This is a genomic window from Schaalia cardiffensis F0333, assembly GCF_005886435.1.
GTDB lineage: Bacteria > Actinomycetota > Actinomycetes > Actinomycetales > Actinomycetaceae > Pauljensenia > Pauljensenia cardiffensis.
In genome coordinates, this window is the sequence record NZ_CP040505.1 from 1,628,901 (window position 1) to 1,653,285 (window position 24,385).

Below are 24,385 nucleotides of genomic sequence, written 5' to 3' on the forward strand. Positions count from 1 at the left end.
TTCTGTGCAAGCCCAAACGCAAGTTGTTGAATCGCTTTCTCAACGGATGACGTTGTTCATCATTGGACTTGAGATTTTGGCTGAGGATTTGGCGTTCGTCGAGTTGGGCTTGTATGACGTTCTTGAGGAGGCAGAAGCATGGGAACTACGCGTAATCAATGGGATTGTCCAGTCTCCTTCTTCCTCCGACCTTGATCATGATGTGAAGCGTCGCAAGTTCGATGATTTGTCTGCGCTGGTTGCGGAACTGCGCCGTGCAGAGCAAACAGCACATGCCGAGTTCGCCGAGGCCTGTAAGGACGCGCAGATGCTCCCCACTGAGGCTGGGGAAGCCGCCGAGGAGGTGCAGCGCACCCTCATCGCGGCACGTAGCATAGGGATTGAGGCTGCGTGGGCGACGGCTGCTCTTCCTGGGGTGACGTTCCTGTCGCCTGATACTGTCGCCCGACGGGCCCGTATGCGCGAGATCATCAATCGTTCAGAGCCACCGGAGGACCTGTCCCGTCTCATTGATGAGTTCAAGGCGGCGCGCGCCGCGAATAATTCAACGGCTGTGGGACGCTGGTCATCACGTGTGCGGGAATTGGGCCAAAGGATCGATTTCGCGAACAGAGTCGCGGTTGCTGGGGAGGCTTCTGCTACTGGACGAGCCCTTCGGGCGGGGCGGACCGTCCTCAGGGATGCCAGCATCATTGGGGGGATCCTTACTGCCGCCTCCGTTGTCGACAACACTTATGCCCAAGCCCGTGAAGATTCGATCGATCCTGATCTGACCCGTGAGGAGAAGTTCGCGCGCGCCGCCACTCATGGAGCCGTTGAGAGTGTCTTTGAATTCATCGGCGAATCTCTCGGAGGAGCCGGAGGTGCCATTGCGGGGTTCTCTTGCGGTCCCATTGGGATTGGTGCAGGCTTCGTTCATGGGGCTGAGAAGGTCGGAGAGGAGGGAAAGGCCTTCGGGAAAACGCTCGCCAATGAAGTTGACCAATCCATTACTCCTTTTCTCTTCGGCCAAAGAAGGGGGGACTCATGACAGGATCAGAACTGCTCGAAGGAGTGATCTTCACAGCAGCAATATGGCTCATGTGGGCCTTGGCGATGTTCACCGACACCACACTCGGCCGCACAACTAACATGATCGGGAATCTTTTCGGCCGCGGAATGATCGCCGCGCTCTTCCCCCTGACAGCATTTGCGTTTACAACGGCCATCATTGGAATCTTGATCGAGCCGACAGGGTTTTATGAAACAACTCCAGGCACAGTGCTGGTCGCCATTTTTGCCCTTCTCTTTCTAGTCTCATGTAGTGTCGGACTGGCGATATTTTTCTTCGATATCCCTTTACCTAAGTGGGCTTACCCCGAATACCACGCAAAACGCCGCAAAGCCCGACACCCACAACCCGACAACACCACACAACTGCCCCACGACCTCCACATCGCCACCCACCCCACCACAACCACACACACAAACACCCCCACCCCCACACTCCTACGCATCACCCGCCCCTGGTGCTGGTACAACTCCGCCCTACGCTCCATCCTCATCACCGCAAACACCACCCCCATCGGACGCATCTGGAACGGCCAAACCCGCACCTTCCCCCTCCCCAGCGGCCCCACCACCATCCGCGCCACCCTCGACTGGACAAGCTCCAACCTCGCCCACACCACCCTCACCCCCGGACACACCATCGACCTCACCCTCACCTTCAACACCCCCGACACACTCCTCACCAACCCCCACACCTACCTCCAACTCCACCCCACCAACCCACACGACCTCCTCCCACCCCCACACAACAACACGATCTCTGGCATCGACTAATGGGATGAGATGAGCATGCAAACTGATGGCTTGACAGGAGGCGTTCTGCTCGCCGCACTTGGTTGGACAATGTGGGCCTTGGCGATGTTCACCGACACCACACTCGGCCGCACAGTGCTCATGTTCGGAAATCTTTTCGGCCGCGAGGTGATCGCCGCAATCTTCCCCCTCGGGAGCCTTGGATTCACCGTGGGCGCGCTCATGATCTTGATCGAACCGACAGGGATTTACGAAACAACTCTAGGAGCAGCGATTAAGATCATCTCTCTCCTAACAAGCGTAGTCGCAGCAATCTCCGCCGTGGTCATATATTTTTTCGGGATCCCTTTACCTAAGTGGGCTTACCCCGAATACCACGCAAAACGCCGCAAAGCCCGACACCCACAACCCGACAACACCACACAACTGCCCCACGACCTCCACATCGCCACCCACCCCACCACAACCACACACACAAACACCCCCACCCCCACACTCCTACGCATCACCCGCCCCTGGTGCTGGTACAACTCCGCCCTACGCTCCATCCTCATCACCGCAAACACCACCCCCATCGGACGCATCTGGAACGGCCAAACCCGCACCTTCCCCCTCCCCAGCGGCCCCACCACCATCCGCGCCACCCTCGACTGGACAAGCTCCAACCTCGCCCACACCACCCTCACCCCCGGACACACCATCGACCTCACCCTCACCTTCAACACCCCCGACACACTCCTCACCAACCCCCACACCTACCTCCAACTCCACCCCACCAACCCACACGACCTCCTCCCACCCCCACACAACAACACGATCTCTGGCATCGACTAATGGGATGAGATGAGCATGCAAACTGATGGCTTGACAGGAGGCGTTCTGCTCGCCGCACTTGGTTGGACAATGTGGGCCTTGGCGATGTTCACCGACACCACACTCGGCCGCACAGTGCTCATGTTCGGAAATCTTTTCGGCCGCGAGGTGATCGCCGCAATCTTCCCCCTCGGGAGCCTTGGATTCACCGTGGGCGCGCTCATGATCTTGATCGAACCGACAGGGATTTACGAAACAACTCTAGGAGCAGCGATTAAGATCATCTCTCTCCTAACAAGCGTAGTCGCAGCAATCTCCGCCGTGGTCATATATTTTTTCGGGATCCCTTTACCTAAGTGGGCTTACCCCGAATACCACGCAAAACGCCGCAAAGCCCGACACCCACAACCCGACAACACCACACAACTGCCCCACGACCTCCACATCGCCACCCACCCCACCACAACCACACACACAAACACCCCCACCCCCACACTCCTACGCATCACCCGCCCCTGGTGCTGGTACAACTCCGCCCTACGCTCCATCCTCATCACCGCAAACACCACCCCCATCGGACGCATCTGGAACGGCCAAACCCGCACCTTCCCCCTCCCCAGCGGCCCCACCACCATCCGCGCCACCCTCGACTGGACAAGCTCCAACCTCGCCCACACCACCCTCACCCCCGGACACACCATCGACCTCACCCTCACCTTCAACACCCCCGACACACTCCTCACCAACCCCCACACCTACCTCCAACTCCACCCCACCAACCCACACGACCTCCTCCCACCCCCACACAACAACACCAACCCACCACCACAAGAACACGAAGAAGACCCACCACACGACAACGCCCTCGGGCAGGGCGAGTCTCAGGAGTAACGCCACACTCACGCCTCAAAGAATCCCCGTGAAAACCGAGGAGTTTCAGTCAATTTTCTCCATCGGAGCCATCCGCACGAGGAGGCGCTTCTCCGCCTGGCCAAATTGAACGCGAGCGATCATCCGGGGCCCTTGGCCCTCCACTCCGATGACGGAGCCCACTCCGAGGGTCGCGTGGCGCACACGATCCCCGATTTTCAGTTCGAGCGCCGGACAATCGGCCTTGATCTTCGGAGTCTGTGCGCCGAGGCGAATGGTTTTCCCGGTCCGCACACCCATGATCTTCGCGCCGTTTCCTCGTCCTGACCCGAACACTGGGCCGTCCTCGTCCCCCCAAGGATCCTTCGAGCGCGAGGGTGAGCGCCACGATGTCGCGGAAGAAGAGCTCAGAGCGCGCAGGCGGTCCTGCGAGCTGTGGGCGCGCCGAACCTCGCACAGGGCAGCGGGAATATCGTCGAGGAAGCGCGAGGGGGCCATCTCCTGGGGGGTGCCCCAAGCCGAGCGCACGGCCGCGCGAGTCAGGTAGAGGCGCTCTCTGGCGCGAGTGATCGCCACATATGCCAGGCGTCGTTCTTCTTCGAGTTCCCCAGGATCAGAAAGAGAACGCTGATGGGGGAAGGTGCCGTCCTCCATGCCTGTGACGAAGACGGTCGGGAACTCCAGGCCCTTCGCCGTGTGCACGGTCATGAGAGTCACCTCGCCTAAGCGCTGATCCTCCGAGGGCACTTGGTCCGAGTCCGCGACGAGGGCGACCCGTTCAAGGAAGGCGGCGAGATCGCCCTTCGGGTTGGCGGTCCTGAAGTCCTTCGCAACTGAGTGGAGTTCTGCAAGGTTCTCGACTCTCGAGGCGTCCTGCGGGTCTTCCGATTTTCGCAATTGTGCGAGGTATCCGGTCTTATCGAGGATCTCTTCGAGGATTTCGGCGGGACCGATTCCTGCCTGGTCTGCGCGGCGGGCGGCTTCGAGGAGACCCCAAAAGCCCGCAATGGATGTGGCTGCCCTTGGTGAGAGTCCCAGGACCGCTCGGCGCATGGGCTTGTCTCCTTGCAGGGCGCCATCACCCGCCCCAGCAGAGCTCCCTGCATCCCTCGCCTCGGCAGAGCTTGCCACTTCCCCCGCCCCGGCAGGCGTGGCGAGATTCCACTCGATGCCCTCGCCCTCGCCCTCGGGGCGCCCCTGTTCCTCCCAGACGTCGGCGATTGCCTGTCCGAAGGAAATGCCGTGGCGCTCCGCGTGGGCGACGAGAGCCGCTTCCGCTTTCGCCCCGATACCGCGGCGGGGCACATTGAGGACCCTGCGCAAGGCGACGGTGTCATCCGGATTGGAGACAGCCTGCAAATAGGCGAGCGCATCCTTGATCTCCTTGCGCTCGTAGAAGCGGGTGCCGCCGATAACCCGGTAGGGGATGCCTTGACGGACGAGGAGTTCTTCGAGGGCCCGCGATTGGGCGTTCGTCCGGTAGAAGACCGCGACATCGCCCCATTCGGTGTCCGCATCGTGCAGGCGGTCGATTTCGGCGATGACGAAGCGGGCTTCGTCGTGTTCAGAATCGGCGGCATCCATGACGATCCGTGCGCCTTCACCTGAAGCGGTCCACAGGTTCTTGGGGCGGCGTCCCTCGTTCTTCGCGATCACCGCATTCGCGGCGGAGAGGATGTTCTGGGTCGAGCGATAGTTCTGCTCGAGCAGGATCGTCCTCGCACCGGGGAAGTCGCGTTCGAACTCTTCAATGTTGCGGATCGAAGCGCCCCTGAAAGCGTAGATCGACTGGTCAGAATCACCGACGACGGTCAGTTCGGCGGGCGCAACCCCGTCGGTGCCGTCACCGGTGAGGAGGCGAACCAGCACGTATTGCGCATGGTTCGTGTCCTGGTACTCGTCGACGAGGATGTGGCGAAAGCGCCTGTGGTAATGCTCGGCGAGCGGGGGATTGCCCGCGAAAAGCTCAACGGTCCTCATGATGAGGTCGTCGAAGTCGAGGGCGTTCGACTCGCGCATGCGCTTCGAATATTCCAGGTAGGTGTCGGCGACGACCGTGGAGATCGGGTCGTTCGCAGCCGTGTCAGCAAATTTGCGCGCTGTGATGAGTTCGTTCTTCAGGTCGGAGATCTTCGCGGCGATCATCTTCGCAGTGAAGCGCTTAATGTCGACGTTTGCGGCTTTGAGGATGATCTGGATGAGGCGCTGCGAATCCTGCGCATCGTAGATCGTGAAGGTTGAGCGAAGCCCTGCGGCCTTATGCTCGGAGCGCAGGATGCGCACGCACGCGGAGTGGAAGGTCGATACCCATATTCTCGACGCTGAGGGGCCGACGAGGGCGGCCACGCGCTCACGCATTTCCGCTGCGGCCTTGTTCGTGAAGGTGATTGCGAGGATCTCTCCAGGGCGGGCTCGGCCGGTCGCCAGAAGATGGGCGATGCGGTGGGTGAGGACCCGAGTCTTGCCCGAACCTGCCCCCGCCATGATGAGGAGCGGCGCCCCCTCGTGCACGACAGCCTGTGCCTGTTGCTCATTGAGCCCTTTGAGGAGCGCTTCCGCTCTCATCTGCGAGGACGTGGCTTGCTCGTGAGCTGAGGGCATGGTTCGCCCTGGAGACGAAAACGTGGCCTGCTCGTAGGCGGAGGGGGCAGTGCGCGAAGCCTCGGGAACAGAGCGCTCGGACACGCTCAGGTACTCGTCCTCGTCCCAGACCGGCGGGATGTCAGCGGGGATCGCGGCTGCGAGAGCTGCGGGGTCGTAGGCTCCGGGCTCAGTGGGCTCGGATTCGGGTTCGCTCGGGTCACCGGCGGTCGGGTCCCACAGGGGCAGGTCCCCATTGGCGGGGTCCCACAAAGGGGCGTCGATCGGTCCGAGGTCGGGAAGTGCACTGAAATCGGTCATGACCCCACCAGCCTAAGACAAGGCTCCATCGTTTGGGGTACGCGACCTCCACCACTGGGATACGCGACCCCGTGCTCCTTCACGGCACAGCATGCTTTGCGTTGACGCAGCGCCGAACACAGACAGCCCAAGAGCTCGTCTTCCCGCCGCCCAGCCCAAGCCTCCCCTTTTAGGGAGTGTCACACTGACAAAAGCGTCACTTCTTCCGGTAGAGGGACTTCGTCGCATACACGGGCTCGTTCGTCACCTGAATGCCAAGTGAACGGAAAATCCCCTCGTCAACAGAACCGAGGATCGTGGAGGTGTGAACATCACAGCCCTTGAGCTCACCGAGCCTGTCGAAGGCGGCGCGAGCATTCTCATCGGTGGAAGCGGAGACCGCGAGCGCGATAAGGACCTCATCAGTGTGGAGGCGAGGGTTACGCGAACCGAGGTGGCCGGTCTTAAGGCATTGGATCGGTTCGATCGCCTCTCTCGCCAGCAGGTCGATCTCTGGGTCGATTCCCGCAAGAGCTTTGAGCGCGTTGAGGAGCATCGCTGAAGAACAACCCAAAAGGGGTGAGGTCTTACCCAGGATGATCCGCCCATCAGCCAGTTCGACCGCCGCAGCCGGAGCCTTCGTCGCCTTCGCCATTTTCCTGCAGGGCGCCACGACCGGACGATCTTCGCCAGTAATGGAGAGCTTGCTCATGAGCAAGGCGATGCGTCCCGACTGGAGGGGCTCGGCGAGTTCCTTCTTCTCAGTGACAAGCGCCTTGTAGTAGCGGCGGATCACTTCCTGTTTTGAAGCGTCTTGGCAGGCCTCGTCGTCGCAGATCGACAGTCCCGCCATATTGACACCCATGTCCGTGGGGCTCTGATAGGGCGATTCTCCGAGAATCTGAGTGAAGAGGCGGTTGAGGACGGGGAAGATCTCAACATCGCGGTTGTAGTTGACCGTCTGGACGCCGTGGGCGGCAAGATGGAAGGGGTCGATCATATTGACATCGTCGAGGTCGGCGGTCGCGGCCTCGTAGGCGACGTTCACGGGATGATCAATGGGGAGGTTCCAGATCGGGAAGGTCTCCCACTTCGCGTAGCCCGAGGAGATGCCCCGCTTGTGGTCGTGGTAAAGCTGGGAGAGGCAGGTCGCCATCTTGCCAGACCCGGGTCCGGGGGCGGTGACGACGACGAGGTCGTGACTCGTCTCCACATAGTCGTTGCGTCCCAGGCCCTGATCGGAGACGATGCGTGCAACATCATTCGGGTATCCCGGGATCGGGAAGTGGCGGTAGACGCGGATCCCGAGGCGCTCGAAACGGCGTTTGACGGCTTTCGCTTCGCGATTGTCGTCGGTCCACTGGGTGATGACGACTGAACCGACGTAGAGTCCGTAGTCGTCAAAGGCATCGATCTGGCGCAGGACTTCGTCCTCGTAGGTGGTGCCCAGGTCTGCGCGCATTTTGCGACGTTGGAAGTCCTTCGCGTTGACGACGACAATGATTTCCACGTCCTCGGCAAGTTCGCGGAGCATGACGAGCTTGTTATCGGGAGTGAATCCGGGGAGTACTCGGGCGGCGTGCATATCGTCAATGAGTTTGCCGCCGAACTCGAGGTAGAGCTTCCCGCCGAATTGGGCGCGACGCTCGGCGATGTGCTGGGACTGTAGTTGGATGTACTTGTCTCGATCGAAACCGATCCGGTGCACGAAGGTCTCCGTCCTTGCTGGGATCGTTCCCCGCTCGGCTCTCCATCGTATCGGCACTTGCACTCCTGTCCTAGCCGCTTGAGGTTCGGAGCGTCACACACTGTTTCACCGTCACACGATGTGCCTTTGCATCGCCCAACGGGTCAGTTCATTGCGGTTGGACAGCTGGAGTTTACGCAGCACCGCTGACACATGCGTCTCCACGGTCTTGACGGAGATGAACAGCTCGTTGCCGACTTCTTTGTAGGTGTAGCCGCGGGCGATGAGCCTCATGACTTCCTGTTCGCGTGCGGATAGGAGGTCGAGTTCGTTGTCTCCGATGGCGACTTGCCCCGTGCCGAATGCGTCGAGGACGAAGCCCGCGAGCCTGGGGCTGAAGGCGGCGTCTCCCGATGCGACGCGTTGGATCGCTTCGACGAGTTCGGGGGTGGAGATCGATTTCGTCACGTAGCCGCGAGCGCCGGATCGGATGACCTGAACGACGTCCTCGGGAGAGTCCGAAACGGACAGGGCGAGGAAGCACAGTCCCTCGATATCTTGGCAGCGGGCGGACACTTCAGCGCCTCCCCCTCCCCGTCCTCCGGGCAGGTGCACGTCGAGGAGTGCAACATCGGGTTTGAGTTCGTGGCAGGCAGCGACCGCGCCCTCGACGTCGGCGGCTTCGCCAACAATGACGAGGTCGGCACCGGAGTGTTCGAGTTCGCTGCGCACGCCTGCGCGCACCATCGGGTGATCGTCGATCACTACGAGTCGGATCGTCATGATGCTCCTTGGGTGTTGGGGACGCCGTGCGGGATATTCGAGGCGTCGTGCGTGATATTCGGGGCGTCGCGCGGGATGTTTTCGGCTTTCCTGGGCACTTCGAGGGCGATCTCCGTGCCCGATGAGCGGACGCGGATGTGCGCTTTTCCTCCGACTCTTTCCATTCTGCCAATGATGGAGTCGCGCACTCCGTGCCGGTCGTGGGGGATGGAGTCAAGATCGAATCCGTTTCCGCAATCTTTGATGAAGGCCTCAATCTTCTCCGCGCGCGCTTCGAGGTAAACGGAGACCGGGGGGCTCCCGTGGCGCAGCGCATTGGTGACTGCTTCCCCAAGGGCTGCGACGAGGGCGAGTTCAGCTGGCCCGGGTTCCACGTCGGAGACGGTGACGACTTCAACGGGCACGCCGAATTTGCTTTCGAGGGCGCCAACGCTTTGGCGCACTGCTTCGGCAAGTGAACTCGCCGCCTCCGAGCGGCCGGTGTAGAGCCAGGAGCGCAGCTCACGCTCTTCACTGAGCGCCAGGGCCCGTACTCTTTTCGGATCTTCAGCCGAGGCGCGGATGAGAGTGAGGGTTTGGAGGACGGAGTCGTGCAGGTGGGCAGCAATATCCGCTCTTTCAGCGTCACGAACCTGCTGGGCTTGTGATGCGGAAAGATCCTTCGAGGTTCTCAGCCACAGGGGCGCGAGTGCGAAGAGGACGCCCGCGACGATGACCGCCCCGATGAGGCCGCCGCGCAAAAGGATGATCGGAGGATCCCCTCGGGCGACGAAGAGGAGGATCCCGAGGGAGAGGAGAATGACGCCGGAGATGATGCTCGCGAGGAATCTGATGGAGCGCCACTGCTCGAGAGCGCCGGCTTGGCTCCACACGAGGCCAATGCCGAGAACGATTGATAGCGTGGCGGCGATATCCCTAATGGACGCGAAGCCGGCGCGGCTGAGGATCACCACCCCGAGGGCGATGAGGATGAGAAGGATGCCCGCGCCGAGAAGTTGATTGCGCACGGTGAGGCGCATCCGTTTCAAGTCGATCGCTTCGAGTCCGCGTGAGAGGACTGTAGTGCCGATGCCATGTAGCTCACCGCTGTCTTTTGGCACCATGACCCACAGCCATAGGTACAGCAGGACTCCTGCACCGCCGAGCGCAGAGAGGACAACGAAGCTCCACCGCACGAGGGATACGCGCACACCCGCGTGTAAGGCGATGCCCGAGCAGACTCCCGCCATCCACGGGGTTGCCCGTTCGCTGGAGGCACCAGTCGCGCGCCGTAGCGGTGGGCGGAGCCTGCGAGAGGGGAAGGGCGCCCATTCCTGGGGTTGTGCTGTGTATATCCCCGGGTTCGGGTTCATTCCACCTCCCCCGGTGGGCGCAGAGGGCCTCCCCTCCGAGGAGGGCGGAACCCACCTCAAAGAGGAGGGGGAGATCGGGGCGTTCACGGAACTCATCGTCTCACGACCCGAGTGCGAAGCAGGGGCTCCTACGGGACCATTCAGGGGAGGATCAGGGCCGTACCCCATTTTCTCCGCGCAGCTGCGGGAGGAGAGTTGATGTCATGAACAACGGCTTCAATTACTCCAGTACGCCGAACTCTCATCCCACAGGTGATCACTTCGGCGGGCAACAATTCCAGGCCCCTCCCCCTGGGGCACCTTCCCCTCGCCCTTCAGGCTTCTTCGATTCGATTCGCCGCTCAGGATGGTACCGCCCTGAGCTTCGCACCATTGGCGGAGTCTGTGCGGGTGTATCCGCCAGAAGCGCTTGGGATCTCGCCCTCGTTCGCGGAATCACTGTGGTCGCGGCGCTCTTCTTCCCCTTCGTCTTGGTGTTCTATGCGCTCGCCTGGGCTCTGCTCCCAGAAGAACGCGATGGGCGGATCCACTTCGAGGAACTCACCAAGGGGCGATTCGACATTGCTCACCTCGGAGTGCTCCTCTTCATCCTCTTGGGCGCCGGTTTTGGGCCGACGATCGGATTCGAGCTCTTCGGCCCCGCATCGGTTCTCGTGAGTCTGCTCATGGGCCTCGGGATGCTGCTGTTGGCACTCGTGGTCCTCGCCGTGGTCCTCGCTTCGCGTTCCTCCCAGCCTCACTCCTCTCCCACCCGGCCCGTTTCTTCAGGCTGGACGCCGCAGAGTGGACCCGCGTGGACTCCGCCTACTTCTGCCTCCCCCGGGACCTCCTTCCCCGCTCCTGGGAGTGCTCGCGCACCGGGTGCCTCGGATGTACCGTTCTTTCAGGCCCCCTCAGTCCCACACAGCAGTGGAGCCGAGCCCGGCGTTCAAGGGAATCCTCTGTCCTCACCCCCCACTGCCCAGAACACAGACCCCTCGTCTCCTCAGGTGCCCTATTCCTCATCGCACATGCCAGTAGGCCCTTCTCCTCTTGTCGCCTCCTCTCATTCCCCCTCGGCGTGGACGCGCCCGCCACGCGTCGTGTTCAAAACGGTGAGCAAAGGTTTCAACCTCGTCATCACGGGGCTCGTGCTCCTCTCAATCGCCGCGACCTTCGCCACGATGTTCTATTTCTCCCGTATCGGCAACCCGGAGGCTCAGATCCGTTCGGGCCTCATCGGCGCGGGAATCTCCCTTTTCATCGTGGGCCTCGCCCTCGCCTACGCGTCCTTCAAAGATCGGGGCGCAGGCTGGCTCATCGCTTTGTCCCTGCTCGGCTTCTTCCTCGCCTGGCCGACAACTCTCGTGGGTCTCTTGGCGAGTGAGGATCATCCCCCCTTGAACTTCCCGAGTGACGCTCTCGTCTCTGATCACTTCGATTGGAAGGTCAATGAGATTCCCTCTGATTCTTCCGGCTTCGTCGTCCTCGATCTCAGGGATGCGCCCGCGGGAGTCTCCAAGGAGATCAGCGTGGATGATTCTCTCGTGACCCTCACAGTGAAGGCACGAAAAGACCAGCCCATCCGTTTCATCTGCAATGGCATGGTCGAAGGAGTATCAACCTCCTACGCCGATGGTCTAAACAATGGCTGGGCGGATGCGCTCAAAGCCTGCGCGAAGCTTGACGGCAGTGAAGAACAGGTCAGCGCTGTTTCACCGACATGGACGAAGGATGAAGGGATCACGGTTCGCATCCCACAAGACCTCTTGACCTTCGCCTATGAAGAGTCTTCGCCTGCGCCTGAGAGCTCCCAGTCTTCACCGGTTCCGCAGTCTGGAACCGAGGCACCTCAGTCGGCGGCCCCAAAGCCCCAGCTTGCTCCGAGTTCATTGTGAATCGGCACCCCTCTGAACTGTCCTTTGAACTGTTGAACTGTTTCCTCCCCTTATTCCTTTTAGGAGCTTGAGATGAACGAGATGAGTACCCCCGCTCGAAGCTCGAATCCCACTGATGACGCAAACTCGCAGATCCGCGTGAACGATGAGCACAAGACCCCAGAGACGCGAGACACCCCCACCCAAGAGATGCCCGTACAGGAGCCTCCGGCCTCTGAAACATCCTCTCCCGCCTCTTTGAACGGGACAGGTGGGAAAGATCACCTCGCTGATTCTCAAAGGCCCAGTGATCCTCAAAAGCCGAAGGTATGGACCGTGGCCGATGCGCCGAAGACCTCGCCGACGGGCGCGACTTCCATTCGAGTCGGACAACTCGTGTGGGCGTGCATCATCATGCTGACCTCGGTTTTCCTCATGGCCCTGCCTTTCCTCGAGCTTGAGAACCTGCCCCTATTCTTCATCGCTCTGGTGGCGCTCCTGGGAGTCTCCCTGATCGTGGCGGCCTTCGCAGTCGGTCGCGAAGCGAAGAGAAAGGGTGATTGACGAGCCAGATTCTGCCTGAAAATGGGCAAGAGGCCACTTTTCTTGCGCTTCCCGAAGACTTGGTCTTTCCCTAAGATGGACTCCGATGACACAGACATTTTCGACTCGACGCAAGGTCCTGCTCTTCTGCACCCTCGGGGTGCTCACGCTCATTGTCGGAGCATCGGGCGCTTATGCGTATTCCTTCTCCGACAGGGCCCTGCCGAACACGGCTATTGCGGGCCATTCGCTTTCCGGCATGAAAGAGAGCGCGATCGCCTCTCTCGTCGCCGATCTTGAAAACCAGACGAAGATCAACATTACGGTCGGGTCTTCTTCTGCTCAGGCGTCCCTTGCCGACCTGGGTGTCTCAATTGACGAGGACGCGACCGCTCGCGCCGCTCTTGAGCGTTCAGATCATGTGCTCGCCAGGTTTACGGCTTTGTTCTCATCGAACTCGATCGAACCGGTCGTCACCAAGGATTCCGAGGCCTTTACCCGTTTCACTCAGCGACTCTCTGAAAGTCAGGGGCCCGCCCCCGTGAATGCTGGGGTCTTCGCTGATGCGGATGGGACGTTCAAGGTCACGCAGGGTTCTTCGGGCTTGTCCATCGAGGCCTCGCCTCTCGAGCAGGCGATCGACACTGCGCTCTCAACTCTTAGCTCAACCTCGGTCAGTGTTGAGGTGAAGGAACACGATCCTCAAGCGACAACGGATGAGGCGCAGAAAGTCGCCGATGCTGCGAACAGCCTGATCGCTCCTGAGGTGAAGCTCGGGGATGGGATCGACACTTTCACGGCGACTGCGCTTGAGAAAACCGCTTGGGTGAGCCTGCCGAAGATTCCCGATGAGACGGCCAAAGCCGCCCTTGATTCTCACGCCGTCAACGACTGGGTGGAGCAGATCGCTCAGAAGACGAACGTCGCTCCTATTCCGATCTACGACAATGTGGATTCGGCGGGCAACGTCCTCGTTGAGGAGGCTTATCCCGGTAAGAGCGGACTGGCTGCGAATAATGTTTCTGACATCGCTTCCGCCCTCTTCGACGCTGTGAGTAAGGGCGAGTCCTACAGCGCGACTTTCAACTACGACAAGGTCGAACCCACTCGCGAGACTCGTCAGGTGATGGCCGGATACGAGGGTTACGCATACCCGATGGCAGAGGGCGAGAAGTGGATTGACATTGATCTGTCAGCAAATCGTCTCACCGGCTATGAGGGGCAGACTCCCGTGATTGGCCCCTTTGCGATCAATCACGGGGCGCCAGGTCATGAGACCGTTACGGGCCTGTTCCACGTGTACCTGCAGTATGCGAGCCAGGACATGGGGTGTACTCCTGATTGGCCGTACTGTGCACGCGATGTCCCCTGGGTCTCCTACTTCACGGGCTCCTACGCGATGCACGGCGCTCCTTGGGTGTCGAGCTTCGGACGCGGATCTGTGGGCGGCTCGCACGGCTGCGTGAATCTGCCAGTCGGGGCCGCGCACGAGGTCTACACCTGGGCGACGATCGGTACTCCCGTCGCGAGCCACTACTGAGAGAACAGTTCTTCTCTGAGCCGCCGAGCGGCTCAAACCCGCAAGGCGGGGCTGCAGTCACCACTGCAGCCCCGCCTTCAAGCTAGGGTCCATCGAGCTAGGGTCCTAGGGTCTCAGGCGCCCGTCACATCGTCTGGAACCGAATCCGCGTAGCGGGCGAGTTCTTCTTCGACGATGCTCTCATCGAGTTTGACGAACACCGGCGTCGGCTTGGCGATGGGGGTGCCGACTTCAATCTCGTGACGCTCCCAGGTCGGGGCGCAGGTGTAGTCGCCCGTGATGATCGGGTAGCCGCTTCGCCCTTCGAAGGCGGCTGGCAAGACCTCGGGATTGAGTTCCTCAACTTCTTCAATGCGCGGCATCGGGGCGATCTTCCCCTGCCCACCCATGACTGTGTCGATGTCGTTCGCAGCGTGGGGAAGGAAAGGGGAGAGCATGAGGTTGAGGTCCGTTACAGCCTGCGCCAGAGTGTGCAAGACCGTCGCGAGGCGCTCACGCTCCTCAGGGGCCTTGAGTTTGAAGGGCGCGGTCTCAGTGACGTACTTGTTTGCCTCGCCGACTAGGCGCATCGCCTCGGCGAGCGCGGCCTTTTGACGGTGGTGGCGAATCAGATCGCCGACGGTGTCGAAACCTGCGCCGACCTCGTCGAGGAGCGCCCGATCAATGTCCTGGAGGGGGCCGGGGGCGGGGATTTCGCCGAACTTCTTCGCGATCATTGAGGCCGTGCGGTTCACGAGGTTACCCCAGCCTGCGACGAGCTCACCATTGGTGCGACGCAGGAACTCCGCCCACGTGAAGTCCGCGTCGGAGGTCTCGGGTCCTGCGGCGGAGATGAAGTAGCGGAGCGCATCCGCCTGGTAGCGGGCGAGCATGTCGCGCACGTAGATGACGATGCCGTGGGAGGAGGAGAACTTCTTTCCCTCCATGGTGAGGAACTCGGAGGAGACGACCTCTGTGGGGAGATTGAGGACGCCGAGCTCACCGGGTTTTCCGCCCTGTGCTCCTTGACCGTTGTAGCCGAGCATCTCAGCCGGCCAGATCTGCGAGTGGAAAACAATATTGTCCTTGCCCATGAAGTAGTAGGACAGGGCCTGGGGGTCGTTCCACCACTTGCGCCAGGCCTCGGGGTCGCCCGAGCGCCTCGCCCATTCGATTGAGGCCGAAAGGTAGCCGATGACGGCGTCGAACCACACGTAGAGGCGTTTAGAGGGTTGATCCTCCCAACCGGGAACCGGGATTCCCCAGTCGATGTCGCGGGTCATGGCGCGCGGGCGGATGTCCTCAAGGAAGTTCTTGGAGAATTTGATGACATTGGGACGCCAGGAGCCTGAGTTCTCACGCTCATCAAGCCACTCGGACAGGGCTTCAGCGAGGGCGGGAAGGTCAAGGAAGTAGTGGGTTGACTCGACGAACTCGGGGGTTTCACCGTTGATGCGCGAATGAGGGTCGATAAGTTCGGTCGGGTCCAGTTGGTTGCCGCAGGCGTCGCATTGGTCTCCGCGAGCGCCCTCGGTTCCGCAGATCGGGCAGGTGCCTTCGATGTAGCGGTCGGGCAAGGTCCGGCCCGTCGAGGGTGAGATCGCTGCTCGAGTGACCTGTTCGACCATGTAGCCGTTGTCGCGCACGGTGCGGAACATGTCTTGCACGACGGCGTAATGGTTGCCCGCGGTCGTCCTCGTGAAGAGGTCGTAGGACAGGCCGAGGGCGACAAGGTCTTCAACGATGAGACGGTTGTTCCGATCCGCGAGTTCACGTGCGCTCACGCCCTCTGAGTCGGCGGCGACGAGGATTGGCGTGCCGTGCTCGTCGGTTCCAGAAACCATGAGGACGTCATGACCGGCCATTCGCATGTAGCGCGAGAAGACATCGGAGGGGACTCCGAATCCGGCAACGTGTCCAATATGACGGGGGCCGTTGGCGTAGGGCCATGCGACGGCGGACAGAATTCGACTCATAGCCTCCTAGCCTAGTCGCCGCCACAGGCTCAGTCGAAGCGCCCCATCTCCCCTTTTCTCCTCTTCGCGACTAAGTTGGAAGCATCATTCCCCCTCTTGAGGAGTTCTTCATGAGCCGCGCACTGATCGTTGTCGATGTCCAACCCACTTTCTGCGAGGGCGGGGCGCTTCCCGTTGATGGGGGGAACGCCTGCGCAGAACGCATTGCCCGTTTCATCGCCGAGCGCGGCGGTGAATATGCACTGGTGGCGACGACTCAGGATTGGCATATCGATCCGGGTAAGCATTTCTCATCGGCTCCCGATTTCGTCGACACTTGGCCGCCTCATGGTGTCGCGGGCACGCCCGAGGCTGAGCTCCACCCGGCGCTAGCAGGTCTTCACGCGGATGTCAGCGTGAAGAAGGGCCAGTATTCCGCAGCCTATTCGGGTTTCGAGGGGGTGGCCGAGGACGGGACGAGCCTTGAGGAGGCCCTTCGGGCGGCGGGAATCACCGAGGTCGATGTCGTGGGTCTTGCTCAGTCGCATTGCGTGTGCGAGACCGCGCTTGATGCCAAGCGCGCGGGCTTTGAGGTGCGAGTCCTCTCCGACTTGACCGAGCCCGTGAGCGCGGAGACTGGCGCGTCCGCTTCGAAGCGTTTGAGTGAGGCCGGGATCGCGGAGGTTGCTTCGGTGCCGCTGTCATAGCGAGGAAGCGGGGCCGCTGGAGCGGGAGGCGGGGGCGCGCGGAGCATCGCGAGGCTGGATCTTGCGCTGTGGAGGAGGTAGCGCCGCCCCGCTCACCCTTTTTCTTTACGGCGCAGCGCCGCCTTGTAGAGCTCGTTCTTACGCAAGCCGGTCGCTTCGGCGACTTCGGCGGCAGCGTCTTTGAGTCTCATTCCCTCCGATGCGAGCGCAAGAACGGCTGGCACGTGCTCCTCGGCGTTTCCTCTTCCCCGGTAGCCGGCGATGACGATCGTGATCTCCCCGAGCACTTCACCCGTGGTCTGCTCCACGAGCGATTCGAGCTCGCCGCGAAGGATCTCCTCGTGAGTCTTCGTCAGTTCACGGCAGACGACCCCTTGGCGCTGCGGGCCGAAGGTTGTGGCCATCGCGCGCAGGGTTTCGTTGAGGCGCTTGGGCGATTCGAAGAAGATCAGGGTGTGGGGATCGTGGGCGAGAGCTAAAAGATACGCCTGTGCTTCTCCGGGCTTGCGGGGCAGGAATCCTTCGAAACTGAAACGGTCTGAGGGAAGCCCGGACACCGCCAGCGCCGTAATGGGCGCGGAGGGGCCGGGAAGGGCGCTGACCTGCACTCCCCTGTTGACGGCAGCTCTGACAACCCGGAACCCCGGGTCGGACACGGTCGGCATTCCCGCATCGGAGACGAGCAGGACCCGGGCCCCACCTTCTGCCAGATCGACGAGGCGTTCGGCCTTATCGGCTTCGTTGTGGTCGTGGAGGCTGATAAGTGTGCCTGTGATGCGCGTCTGAAGGCGATTCGCAAGGCCGAGGAGTCTGCGCGTGTCTTCGGCCGCGATGATCTCGGCTTCGCCGAGGGCGCGTATGAATCGCGGCGAGGCGTCGGCGACGTCCCCAATGGGGGTGGCCGCTAGAAGGATCGAGCCGGGACCTTGGACGGGCGTATCACTGTTCTCCACGGCCTCATCGTCTCACCCCGGCTTGCCTTGTGCGAAGTCAGTGGCTGAGCGTGCGCGAGGCTGCGCGCCCGCGTGAAGCGAGCAGGCGGCACAGGGCATAGAAAAGTCCCGCAAGCACCGAGATCGTTCCGCCGATCGACAAATCCGCAATGCTTCCGAGGAAGAGGCCACCGAGGCCGATGAGAATCCCAACCACTGGTGCCGCGATCATCAGTTGTTTGACGGAGCTGACGAGGGGGGCGAGGCCTGCTGCGGGAGCGGCGAGGAGTGCAATAGACAAGACCGTGCCGACAGCGGGGATGAGAGTGACCACCGTGATGAGGATGAGCGCGAGGATCACTTCTCCCATCCGCTGCGGGTTGCGTCCACTCGTCAGATACGCCGCAGGGTCGAAGGCGCAGGCGATGAGGTCCTTGCCCCATACGATGAGGACGAGGAGGGTGAGGAACAGTGCCGCGCCCGCCGCCCACACATCCCAGGGGCCGACGGTAAGCACAGAGCCCGTGAGGAAGGCTTGGACTTGCAGGGGCAGGGGCGCGAACCATTTCGCGAGGAAATAGCCGAGAGCGAATCCGAATGAGAGGATGATTCCCGCTGCGGCTTGTGAGGAGATTCCGGGCAGATCCGCGAGGAAACGCATCAGCCATCCCAGTGGGAGGCAAAAGAGTGCGGCTCCGATGAAGAGCGCGATTGAGGTCGGCCCGTGTCCGAGGTGGAAGCCGTGTGCGATGACGACGCCGAGGACTGCTCCGGGGAATGTGCCGTGGGTGAGTGATTCGGCGAAGAAGATCTTCTTATCGAGGAGCGCCAGTGTTCCGACGATTCCCGATAGTGCCCCGAGGATCACCAGTTCGATGATGGGGAGGACGAGAATGCTCGTCGTAATTCCGGGGAGTGTGTTCACTGTGCACCCACCCCTTGCAGTTCGCCCTCCGTGGAGGCTTTCACCTTCGGCGCCATAATCTTGCGGAGGACAGTGTAGATCTTCAGCCCCGCGATGATCAGCACGAGAAGAGCAACGATCGAGAGGACGACTGCGGCCTGTGGAGACACGGGATGGGGCGTGGGGACCAGCATGAGGCGCATTCCTAACCACCCGCCGAGGACGGCGACGAGGATCGAAATGACGCACATTCTTCCAACGCTCGCTGAAATGAGGCGTCCAGCGGCCCCGGGGACGACCAGGTAGGCGATGACGAGGAGCACTCCGACGGCGGAAGAGGCGGAGATGACGATGGCGGCGATCGCGCAGTTGAGAGCGAGATCCACGGCGAGCAGGTTAATTCCCATCGCCCTCGCGCCTTCACGATCATGGGCGACCAGGATGTTTTCTTTCCATGTCGCGATGACGAGGAGGAGGGCGAGGAGGCAGACGATGAGCGACTGGAGGAGTCTCGCGTCCGTCACTTCGAGGAGGCGTCCGAACATGAGGGCCTCGAGTTGGCCGGACATATCGCCCTTCTTCAGGGAGATCACAATGCCGAGCCCGAAGAAGGCGGTGAGGACAACTGCGGTCCCGCCCTCGTGATGCGCTTCCGTGTGCTCGACGAGGACGAGGGCGGCGACGACGAGGAGGGCTGTCAGGGAGGCTCCGAGTGGGATCGCGTCAGTGCCCCCGAAGGCGAAGCCTGCGACGATTCCCGGGAACACTGAGTGGACCATCGCTTCGGCGTTGAACTCGACTCTCCTGAGGTTGACGAGGGTGCCGACTGCCCCTGCTGCCACCCCGAGAACGAGGAGGAGGATGAAGGGGCGGAAAAGGAAGGCCTCTTGTGCGAGCGGGGCGATACCGGGGATGTGGGAGGCAAGGCTTCGCAGTTGTTCAATGGCCTCGATGAAGGCGTGGAGGACTCCCATTAGCCTGCGGCCTCGATCGTCTCAGGCAGCGGCGAGACGGAGAGTCGACTCCGCACGGCATCCGCTCCTCCCCCATACGCGAGGGCGAGGTTGTGAGCAGAGAGGACGGAGTCCACTGCTCCGAAGCCGATTTGTCGTCCTGCGACGAGGAGGGCTTGATCGCAGACCGAATCAGCAAGGCTGAGGTCGTGTGTTGAGGCGACGATCATGACGCCCTTGGCTTTCGCGTCCTTGATGATGTCGATGAGGGCATCACGGTTCGGCTGGTCGAGGCCGTTGAAAGGCTCATCGAGCAAGATGAGCGCGGGTTCGGCGACGAGGGCGCGGGCCAGGAGGGCGCGTTGGCGTTGCCCGCCTGATAAGTCCCCGAAGCGTCGGCGCGCCAGCTCGGCGAGTCCGACACGTTCGAGGGTTGCTTCGACTCTGGCCCGGTGGCGCGCTCTGGGGAAGCGCCCCCAGCCGATCTCCTTGTAGAGCCCCATCATGACGACGTGTTCGACAGTGACGGGGAAGGAGAGGTCGAGGTCAGCGTTTTGGGGGACGTATCCGATTGCCCCCTGAGGTTTGTGGACTTCTCCGCCGAGGATTTCGACGGCACCTGTCAGCGCTTTGAGCAGGGTTGTTTTCCCTGATCCGTTGGGGCCGACGAGGGCGAGGGCCTGCCCCGCTTCGAGTACCCCGCTCACGTCAACGAGGACGGGGTGTCCACCGTATCCGACGGCGAGGTGGTCGAAGACGAGTCGGGGCAGGCCGGCCTTGAGGCCGTTGTCCTCTGAGGGGCTCACTGTGCGCCGCCGAGACTGGTGGGCACGGGCGCGACGGTTCCGTTCCATGCATTCACGATAGTGGTGACATTGTGGAGGATCGAGCCAATGTAGGTTTCCCCTTCCGTACCTTGGGGGCCAAGGGAGTCTCCGTAGAGGGCGTCTTCTCCGACGACGGCGTTCACTCCGGCGGCTCGGGCGATGGCTTCAATGGACTTGGAGTTATTCGAGTTCTCCGCGAAAATTGCGCGAGCACCGCTGGCTTTCACTTTTTCGGCTTCTTGGCTGATATGCGATGCGGTTGCGTCTTGCTGTTCATTGAAGTCTGAAAGAGCAGCGCCGATGAATTCGATGCCGTAGCTCTTCGAGAAATATCCGAAGGCGTCGTGGGAGGAGAAAAGGATTCGTTGGCCTTCGGGGACTGAGTCGATGGATTCTTTCGTCCAGGTATCGAGCTCGGAGAGGCGCTCCTCGTATGCGGCAACGGAGCTCTTGAGGGCCTCGGCGGATTCCGGGGCTGCTTTTTCCAGGAAAGAGCCGATATTCGCTACTTGGATGGCGGCGTTCTTCGGGCTGGTCCACACATGGGGGTCGTAGGAGAACTCGGGCTCGCTTTCACCTTCAGCAGGAGGGAAGGGCCATTTCTCGACCTCGACCTTCTTGATTCCCCGGTCGATCGTGTAGGGCAGCGCGGCTTCCTTCGAGGCGTTCGCTTCAGGGTCACTCACTTCAGTGCTGGTGAGAACGCCGGTGGTGACGCCCATGGTTCCGTGGAAGCCGGAGGATTCGATCGCTGAGTCGAGGAAGTGTTCGAGGTCGACACCGGAAACGAGCATGATGTCAGCGCCGGCGAGTGCTTTCTGCTGGAGGGGCGTCATTTCGTGCTCGTGGGCGGAGGCATTGGGAGCGAGAAGGCAGGTGAGTTCGATTCTGCTCTTCGCTTCATTGTCAGGTGCGCCGATCTGAGTGGTCTTCGCATCGGATCCCGTCTTCTTCAGGGCGAGGCCCGCTTCAGCTGGGGCGCCTTGAGCGATCTGGGTGACGTAGTCGCAGATCTGGGTAGTGGTGGCGACGACTTTGATCGCGGGGTTCGCTGACTCACTGCTCGCGGTGTCCGTCGTTGCGCAGGCGCTGAGCGTCCCAGCGGCGGCAAGAGCGCCCAGAGCGCAGACGAGGACGGGGCGACCGTGGGGGGCGCGGTGCATTCTCATTTCTCCTTAAGATTTCGGCTACCCGAAACTTTAGTCCAAGTGAAAACAGCGTTCAACAATTCACCTCTGCACGAGCAGCGCTGAACCCGCGCAAGGGGCGGCGAACCCCTTACAAAGCCGTGCAAACCCCTTGAGGGAGGGCAGTGTTGAGCAACGTGGGCCGAGTACGTTGAGCGTCGCGGGAGGACTACGCTCAATAACGGCAAGGCGGGCTGAATCAGGCGAAGAAGAGGCATCCTCAGCACAAAAACGACCTGGGACGCTGCCCCCATCTCCTTCGATTCAAGGGAACTTCTCTTTCGTATTCACGCCAACACCTTGGCGTTCACCCAAAACTAGGCGTCCATTCGCACCCTGGCATTCACCCAAAGCTGGGTGTTCACACGCTCCTAGGCGTCCATTCGCACCAAGGCGTTCATGGGAAAGATTCCGCTCTTCTTGAGCGGGCCGACGTGCTGCGTCGGCCCGCAGGTTCTCACGCCGATGAATGGCTCCCGGAGTTCTCCTTCGCAGGGCTATTCCTTCGCGGGGCTATTCCTTCACAGGGCTACTCCTTCGTAGGGCTACTCCTTCGTAGGGCGCTGCACCTGTCCTTGAGGAGGAGCGATCGAACGAAAGAGTTCCTCCCCTCACACAAGTGGGCTGGGTGTGAAACCCTATTGAGTTTCACACCCAGCCCCTCGTATATCCGCTGTCCCGACTCTCGTTTCCACCCATCTCAGTGTGAAGACAGGCACCGGATTCGCGCAGTCTACGCTCAGCAGCAAGCGCCCGTAGCTCCTCAGCCGAGCATCTTTTTGGCGCCCTCATTGAGGTTGTCGAGCACGGTCAGCATCTTCTGACTACAGCGTTCCATCACCTCTCCGAGGCGGGAAAGCTCTTCTTCACTCAATGATTCCACCTTCCACTTCTCAGCCTCTTGGGTGAAGGTCTCAGCCTTCTGCTGCAGCTCGGCGGCTTCCTGCGTCAGTGATAAGGGATTCGAGCTCTCCTTGAACTTCTCGCTGAAAGCCACGTACTCGTCGACGCAACTCTCATAGGCGGCCAAGAACTCGTCGAGGTCCATATCTGCGGTCGCCGTATCTGACTTCTTCTGTTCAGGGGCAGCGGAAACCGTGTCTTGAGTACCTTCCTTGGCTCCCGACTTTGCGTCGTCTTTCTCACCGCAAGCGGACATCGAAAGGGCGAGGGCACCGGAGGTGACAATAACGGCGAGCTTCTTCCACATAATGGTGGATCCTCTCTGTGTCAGTAAACGAACTGTGTTGATGAAAGAGCTGTCTGGGTGAACAAGCTCGAGTGCGGATGTGTGGATGGGAACATCCTTCTCATGAACACTAACAAGGGGCCAGAGGCTCACAGAGGAGAACCGAAAAGCTATTGAGTTCATCTGACACCTTGTGTGGTACCGGTTGTGCGTGGTCGGGGTGTGTGTCTTGGCGGGCTCTTCGGTGTGGCCCGTGTTGATCATGGCGAGAATTGGGCTGAGAGCTGCTTGTGCTTCGGATGAGACGCTTTGCCCGCGCCACCGCCCATTCGAGGAACCCAGAACGTGATCTCGGCGCAACCGCCCGCCCTTGAGCCCCGCCGAAACTACAAACAGGGTCAGCAAACACCCGCCTACCCCCACTCGAACACCCCGAAACATGATCTCGGCGCAATCGCGGCCCAAACGTGATTTCGGCGCAACCGCCCGCCCTTCAGCCTCGCCGAGACTACAAGCAGGGTAGGCAAACACCTGCGTTTCTCCCCTCGAACACCCCGAAACGTGATCTCGGCGCAACCGCCCGCCCTTGAGCCCTGCCGAGACTACAAACGGGGTAGGACAACACCTGCCTATCCCCCTCGAGCAACCCGAACAATGATCTCGGCGCAACCGCCCGCCCTTGAGCCCCGTCGAGACTACAAGCGGGGTAGGACAACACCTGCGTTTCTCCCCTCGAACACCCCGAAACATGATCTCGGCGCCACCACCCACCCCTTGAGCCCCGCCGAAACTACAAGCAGGGTAGGACAACACCTGCCTACCCCCACTCGAACACCCCGAAACATAATCTCGGCGCCACCACACACCCCTTGAGCCCCGTCGAGACTACAAGCAGGGTAGGACAACACCTGCCTACCCCCACTCGAACACCCCGAAACATGATCTCGGCGCCACCACCCACCCTTCAGGCCCGTCGAGAGTACAAGCGGGGTGGCAAAGCTGGGATAGTGGCCTAAATGTGTGGTGCCGTTCCGGGGGTGGCACTGGTTGGGGGTGGTGGTGCTTGAGTCGGATGTTGTGGTTTGGGTGTTGAAAGGTAGGTTCGGGTTGGTGTGTGAGTGCTTGGACTTATCCGCCGCCTGTAAGGCTGGTGCACCGCTCGTTGTCGTCGAAAAAGTGGGCGTGTTGTTCCCTGTTTGCTCCGTGTGTCCCCTTGGCCGGTGTTGGTGCCTGTAAAGCTTGGTGTGTTTGCGTGTTGTGGGTGGGGTTGTGCGTCTTTGCAGTAGTAATCCGGGTTTGCACCCGGTTGTGTGTTGGCGTGTCTGGTGCACCACTTGCAGGGATTGTTGTGGGTGTGTTCAGGATTGTTGTGTGTGAAAGAGGGGTGGGGGGTGGAGCGTTGGATGGGGAACACTGGTGTGTGTTCCTTGGTTTCCTTTGCCCTACCCCCCACCCCTTTTTGTGGTGTGGTTGCGGCGGTTTCCTACTCTCCCACACCCTGTCGGGTGCAGTACCATCGGCGTTGTTGGGCTTAGCTTCCGGGTTCGGAATGTTGCCGGGCGTTTCCCCAATACTATGACCACCGCAAGTTTGGTGTATCCACTCCCCACCCCCACAGGCGCGTG

The 24,385-nt window shown here is 61.1% G+C and carries 19 protein-coding genes and 1 rRNA gene; 8 read left to right on the plus strand and 12 right to left on the minus strand.

Annotation, left to right across the window (positions count from 1 at the left end):
• Positions 1-46: 46 nt before the first annotated feature.
• From FFA61_RS06835 to FFA61_RS09200, 4 genes are read left to right on the plus strand one after another with little or no spacing between them, the layout of a single operon-like run.
• On the plus strand, positions 47-1,030 hold the full coding sequence (locus tag FFA61_RS06835) for a type 2 periplasmic-binding domain-containing protein (protein ID WP_005965072.1): 984 nt from the start codon (positions 47-49) through the stop codon (positions 1,028-1,030).
• On the plus strand, positions 1,027-1,824 hold the full coding sequence (locus tag FFA61_RS06840; protein ID WP_138588771.1) for a hypothetical protein: 798 nt from the start codon (positions 1,027-1,029) through the stop codon (positions 1,822-1,824). The genes FFA61_RS06835 and FFA61_RS06840 overlap by 4 nt, the downstream gene beginning before the upstream one ends.
• A 9-nt stretch (positions 1,825-1,833) precedes the next feature.
• Positions 1,834-2,637: a hypothetical protein gene (locus FFA61_RS06845; protein WP_138588774.1), complete on the plus strand. Its 804-nt coding sequence runs from the start codon at positions 1,834-1,836 to the stop codon at positions 2,635-2,637.
• A gap of 9 nt (positions 2,638-2,646) precedes the next feature.
• Positions 2,647-3,507, plus strand: coding sequence for a hypothetical protein (locus FFA61_RS09200; protein ID WP_175406559.1), 861 nt, complete (start codon positions 2,647-2,649; stop codon positions 3,505-3,507).
• Positions 3,508-3,552: 45 nt separating this feature from the next.
• On the opposite strand, the gene FFA61_RS06850 is transcribed toward FFA61_RS09200, so the two are convergent.
• The 4 genes from FFA61_RS06850 to FFA61_RS06865 all read right to left on the minus strand — a co-directional run bounded on the left by FFA61_RS06850 (position 3,553) and on the right by FFA61_RS06865 (position 10,065).
• Positions 3,553-6,387: a UvrD-helicase domain-containing protein gene (locus tag FFA61_RS06850; RefSeq protein WP_005965078.1), complete on the minus strand. Its 2,835-nt coding sequence runs from the start codon at positions 6,385-6,387 to the stop codon at positions 3,553-3,555.
• A 196-nt stretch (positions 6,388-6,583) separates the two neighbouring features.
• A complete protein-coding gene (locus tag FFA61_RS06855; protein WP_005965081.1) occupies positions 6,584-8,074 on the minus strand; it encodes a DUF1846 domain-containing protein in 1,491 nt (496 codons plus the stop codon).
• 111 nt (positions 8,075-8,185) lie between these two features.
• Entirely contained in the window at positions 8,186-8,836 is a 651-nt protein-coding gene (locus tag FFA61_RS06860; protein ID WP_005965083.1) for a LuxR C-terminal-related transcriptional regulator, read from the minus strand.
• Positions 8,833-10,065 carry an ATP-binding protein gene (locus tag FFA61_RS06865; protein ID WP_005965085.1) on the minus strand — a complete coding sequence of 411 codons (1,233 nt, stop codon included), beginning with the start codon at positions 10,063-10,065 and terminating at the stop codon, positions 8,833-8,835. Before FFA61_RS06865 ends, FFA61_RS06860 begins: the two co-directional genes overlap by 4 nt.
• Before the next feature lie 326 nt (positions 10,066-10,391).
• On the opposite strand from FFA61_RS06865, the gene FFA61_RS06870 reads away from it, so the two are divergent.
• The 3 genes from FFA61_RS06870 to FFA61_RS06880 all read left to right on the plus strand — a co-directional run bounded on the left by FFA61_RS06870 (position 10,392) and on the right by FFA61_RS06880 (position 14,127).
• Complete coding sequence (locus FFA61_RS06870) at positions 10,392-12,065, plus strand: PspC domain-containing protein (RefSeq protein ID WP_005965089.1); 1,674 nt, start codon at positions 10,392-10,394, stop codon at positions 12,063-12,065.
• 72 nt (positions 12,066-12,137) lie between these two features.
• The gene (locus FFA61_RS06875; protein WP_005965092.1) at positions 12,138-12,608 is read left to right on the plus strand and encodes a hypothetical protein; all 471 of its coding nucleotides are present in this window, start codon (positions 12,138-12,140) and stop codon (positions 12,606-12,608) included.
• A gap of 85 nt (positions 12,609-12,693) precedes the next feature.
• A complete protein-coding gene (locus FFA61_RS06880) occupies positions 12,694-14,127 on the plus strand; it encodes a L,D-transpeptidase family protein (protein WP_005965095.1) in 1,434 nt (477 codons plus the stop codon).
• A gap of 113 nt (positions 14,128-14,240) precedes the next feature.
• Here FFA61_RS06880 and metG read toward each other — a convergent pair whose 3' ends face one another.
• Entirely contained in the window at positions 14,241-16,082 is a 1,842-nt protein-coding gene (gene metG, locus FFA61_RS06885) for a methionine--tRNA ligase (protein ID WP_005965099.1), read from the minus strand.
• A gap of 110 nt (positions 16,083-16,192) precedes the next feature.
• Here metG and FFA61_RS06890 point away from each other — a divergent pair, with 110 nt between their 5' ends.
• The gene (locus FFA61_RS06890; protein WP_005965102.1) at positions 16,193-16,768 is read left to right on the plus strand and encodes an isochorismatase family protein; all 576 of its coding nucleotides are present in this window, start codon (positions 16,193-16,195) and stop codon (positions 16,766-16,768) included.
• 92 nt (positions 16,769-16,860) lie between these two features.
• Here FFA61_RS06890 and rsmI read toward each other — a convergent pair whose 3' ends face one another.
• The 7 genes from rsmI to rrf form a co-directional block, all read right to left on the minus strand.
• The gene (rsmI, locus tag FFA61_RS06895) at positions 16,861-17,721 is read right to left on the minus strand and encodes a 16S rRNA (cytidine(1402)-2'-O)-methyltransferase (protein ID WP_005965105.1); all 861 of its coding nucleotides are present in this window, start codon (positions 17,719-17,721) and stop codon (positions 16,861-16,863) included.
• A 37-nt stretch (positions 17,722-17,758) separates the two neighbouring features.
• Complete coding sequence (locus FFA61_RS06900) at positions 17,759-18,625, minus strand: metal ABC transporter permease (RefSeq protein WP_005965109.1); 867 nt, start codon at positions 18,623-18,625, stop codon at positions 17,759-17,761.
• A complete protein-coding gene (locus tag FFA61_RS06905) occupies positions 18,622-19,578 on the minus strand; it encodes a metal ABC transporter permease (protein ID WP_005965110.1) in 957 nt (318 codons plus the stop codon). The genes FFA61_RS06900 and FFA61_RS06905 overlap by 4 nt, the downstream gene beginning before the upstream one ends.
• Positions 19,578-20,411: a metal ABC transporter ATP-binding protein gene (locus FFA61_RS06910; RefSeq protein ID WP_083879495.1), complete on the minus strand. Its 834-nt coding sequence runs from the start codon at positions 20,409-20,411 to the stop codon at positions 19,578-19,580. Before FFA61_RS06910 ends, FFA61_RS06905 begins: the two co-directional genes overlap by 1 nt.
• Positions 20,360-21,547, minus strand: coding sequence for a metal ABC transporter substrate-binding protein (locus FFA61_RS06915; RefSeq protein WP_040314230.1), 1,188 nt, complete (start codon positions 21,545-21,547; stop codon positions 20,360-20,362). Before FFA61_RS06915 ends, FFA61_RS06910 begins: the two co-directional genes overlap by 52 nt.
• Positions 21,548-22,334: 787 nt before the next feature.
• The gene (locus FFA61_RS06920) at positions 22,335-23,024 is read right to left on the minus strand and encodes a DUF6591 domain-containing protein (RefSeq protein WP_005965118.1); all 690 of its coding nucleotides are present in this window, start codon (positions 23,022-23,024) and stop codon (positions 22,335-22,337) included.
• 1,206 nt (positions 23,025-24,230) lie between these two features.
• Positions 24,231-24,347: ribosomal RNA gene (gene rrf / locus FFA61_RS06925) — 5S ribosomal RNA — on the minus strand.
• Between the last annotated feature and the right edge of the window lie 38 nt (positions 24,348-24,385).

Coding starts and splice junctions, on each gene's coding strand:
- FFA61_RS06860 (WP_005965083.1), bottom strand. CDS start 8,836: ATGACGATCCGACTCGTAGTGATCGACGATCACCCGATGGTGCGCGCA.
- FFA61_RS06850 (WP_005965078.1), bottom strand. CDS start 6,387: ATGACCGATTTCAGTGCACTTCCCGACCTCGGACCGATCGACGCCCCT.
- FFA61_RS06875 (WP_005965092.1), top strand. CDS start 12,138: ATGAACGAGATGAGTACCCCCGCTCGAAGCTCGAATCCCACTGATGAC.
- FFA61_RS06865 (WP_005965085.1), bottom strand. CDS start 10,065: ATGGCGGGAGTCTGCTCGGGCATCGCCTTACACGCGGGTGTGCGCGTA.
- FFA61_RS06910 (WP_083879495.1), bottom strand. CDS start 20,411: ATGGAACGGAACCGTCGCGCCCGTGCCCACCAGTCTCGGCGGCGCACA.
- FFA61_RS06905 (WP_005965110.1), bottom strand. CDS start 19,578: ATGGGAGTCCTCCACGCCTTCATCGAGGCCATTGAACAACTGCGAAGC.
- FFA61_RS06890 (WP_005965102.1), top strand. CDS start 16,193: ATGAGCCGCGCACTGATCGTTGTCGATGTCCAACCCACTTTCTGCGAG.
- FFA61_RS09200 (WP_175406559.1), top strand. CDS start 2,647: ATGAGCATGCAAACTGATGGCTTGACAGGAGGCGTTCTGCTCGCCGCA.
- FFA61_RS06840 (WP_138588771.1), top strand. CDS start 1,027: ATGACAGGATCAGAACTGCTCGAAGGAGTGATCTTCACAGCAGCAATA.
- FFA61_RS06835 (WP_005965072.1), top strand. CDS start 47: ATGACGTTGTTCATCATTGGACTTGAGATTTTGGCTGAGGATTTGGCG.
- metG (WP_005965099.1), bottom strand. CDS start 16,082: ATGAGTCGAATTCTGTCCGCCGTCGCATGGCCCTACGCCAACGGCCCC.
- FFA61_RS06870 (WP_005965089.1), top strand. CDS start 10,392: ATGAACAACGGCTTCAATTACTCCAGTACGCCGAACTCTCATCCCACA.
- FFA61_RS06880 (WP_005965095.1), top strand. CDS start 12,694: ATGACACAGACATTTTCGACTCGACGCAAGGTCCTGCTCTTCTGCACC.
- FFA61_RS06915 (WP_040314230.1), bottom strand. CDS start 21,547: ATGCACCGCGCCCCCCACGGTCGCCCCGTCCTCGTCTGCGCTCTGGGC.
- FFA61_RS06920 (WP_005965118.1), bottom strand. CDS start 23,024: ATGATCAACACGGGCCACACCGAAGAGCCCGCCAAGACACACACCCCG.
- FFA61_RS06845 (WP_138588774.1), top strand. CDS start 1,834: ATGAGCATGCAAACTGATGGCTTGACAGGAGGCGTTCTGCTCGCCGCA.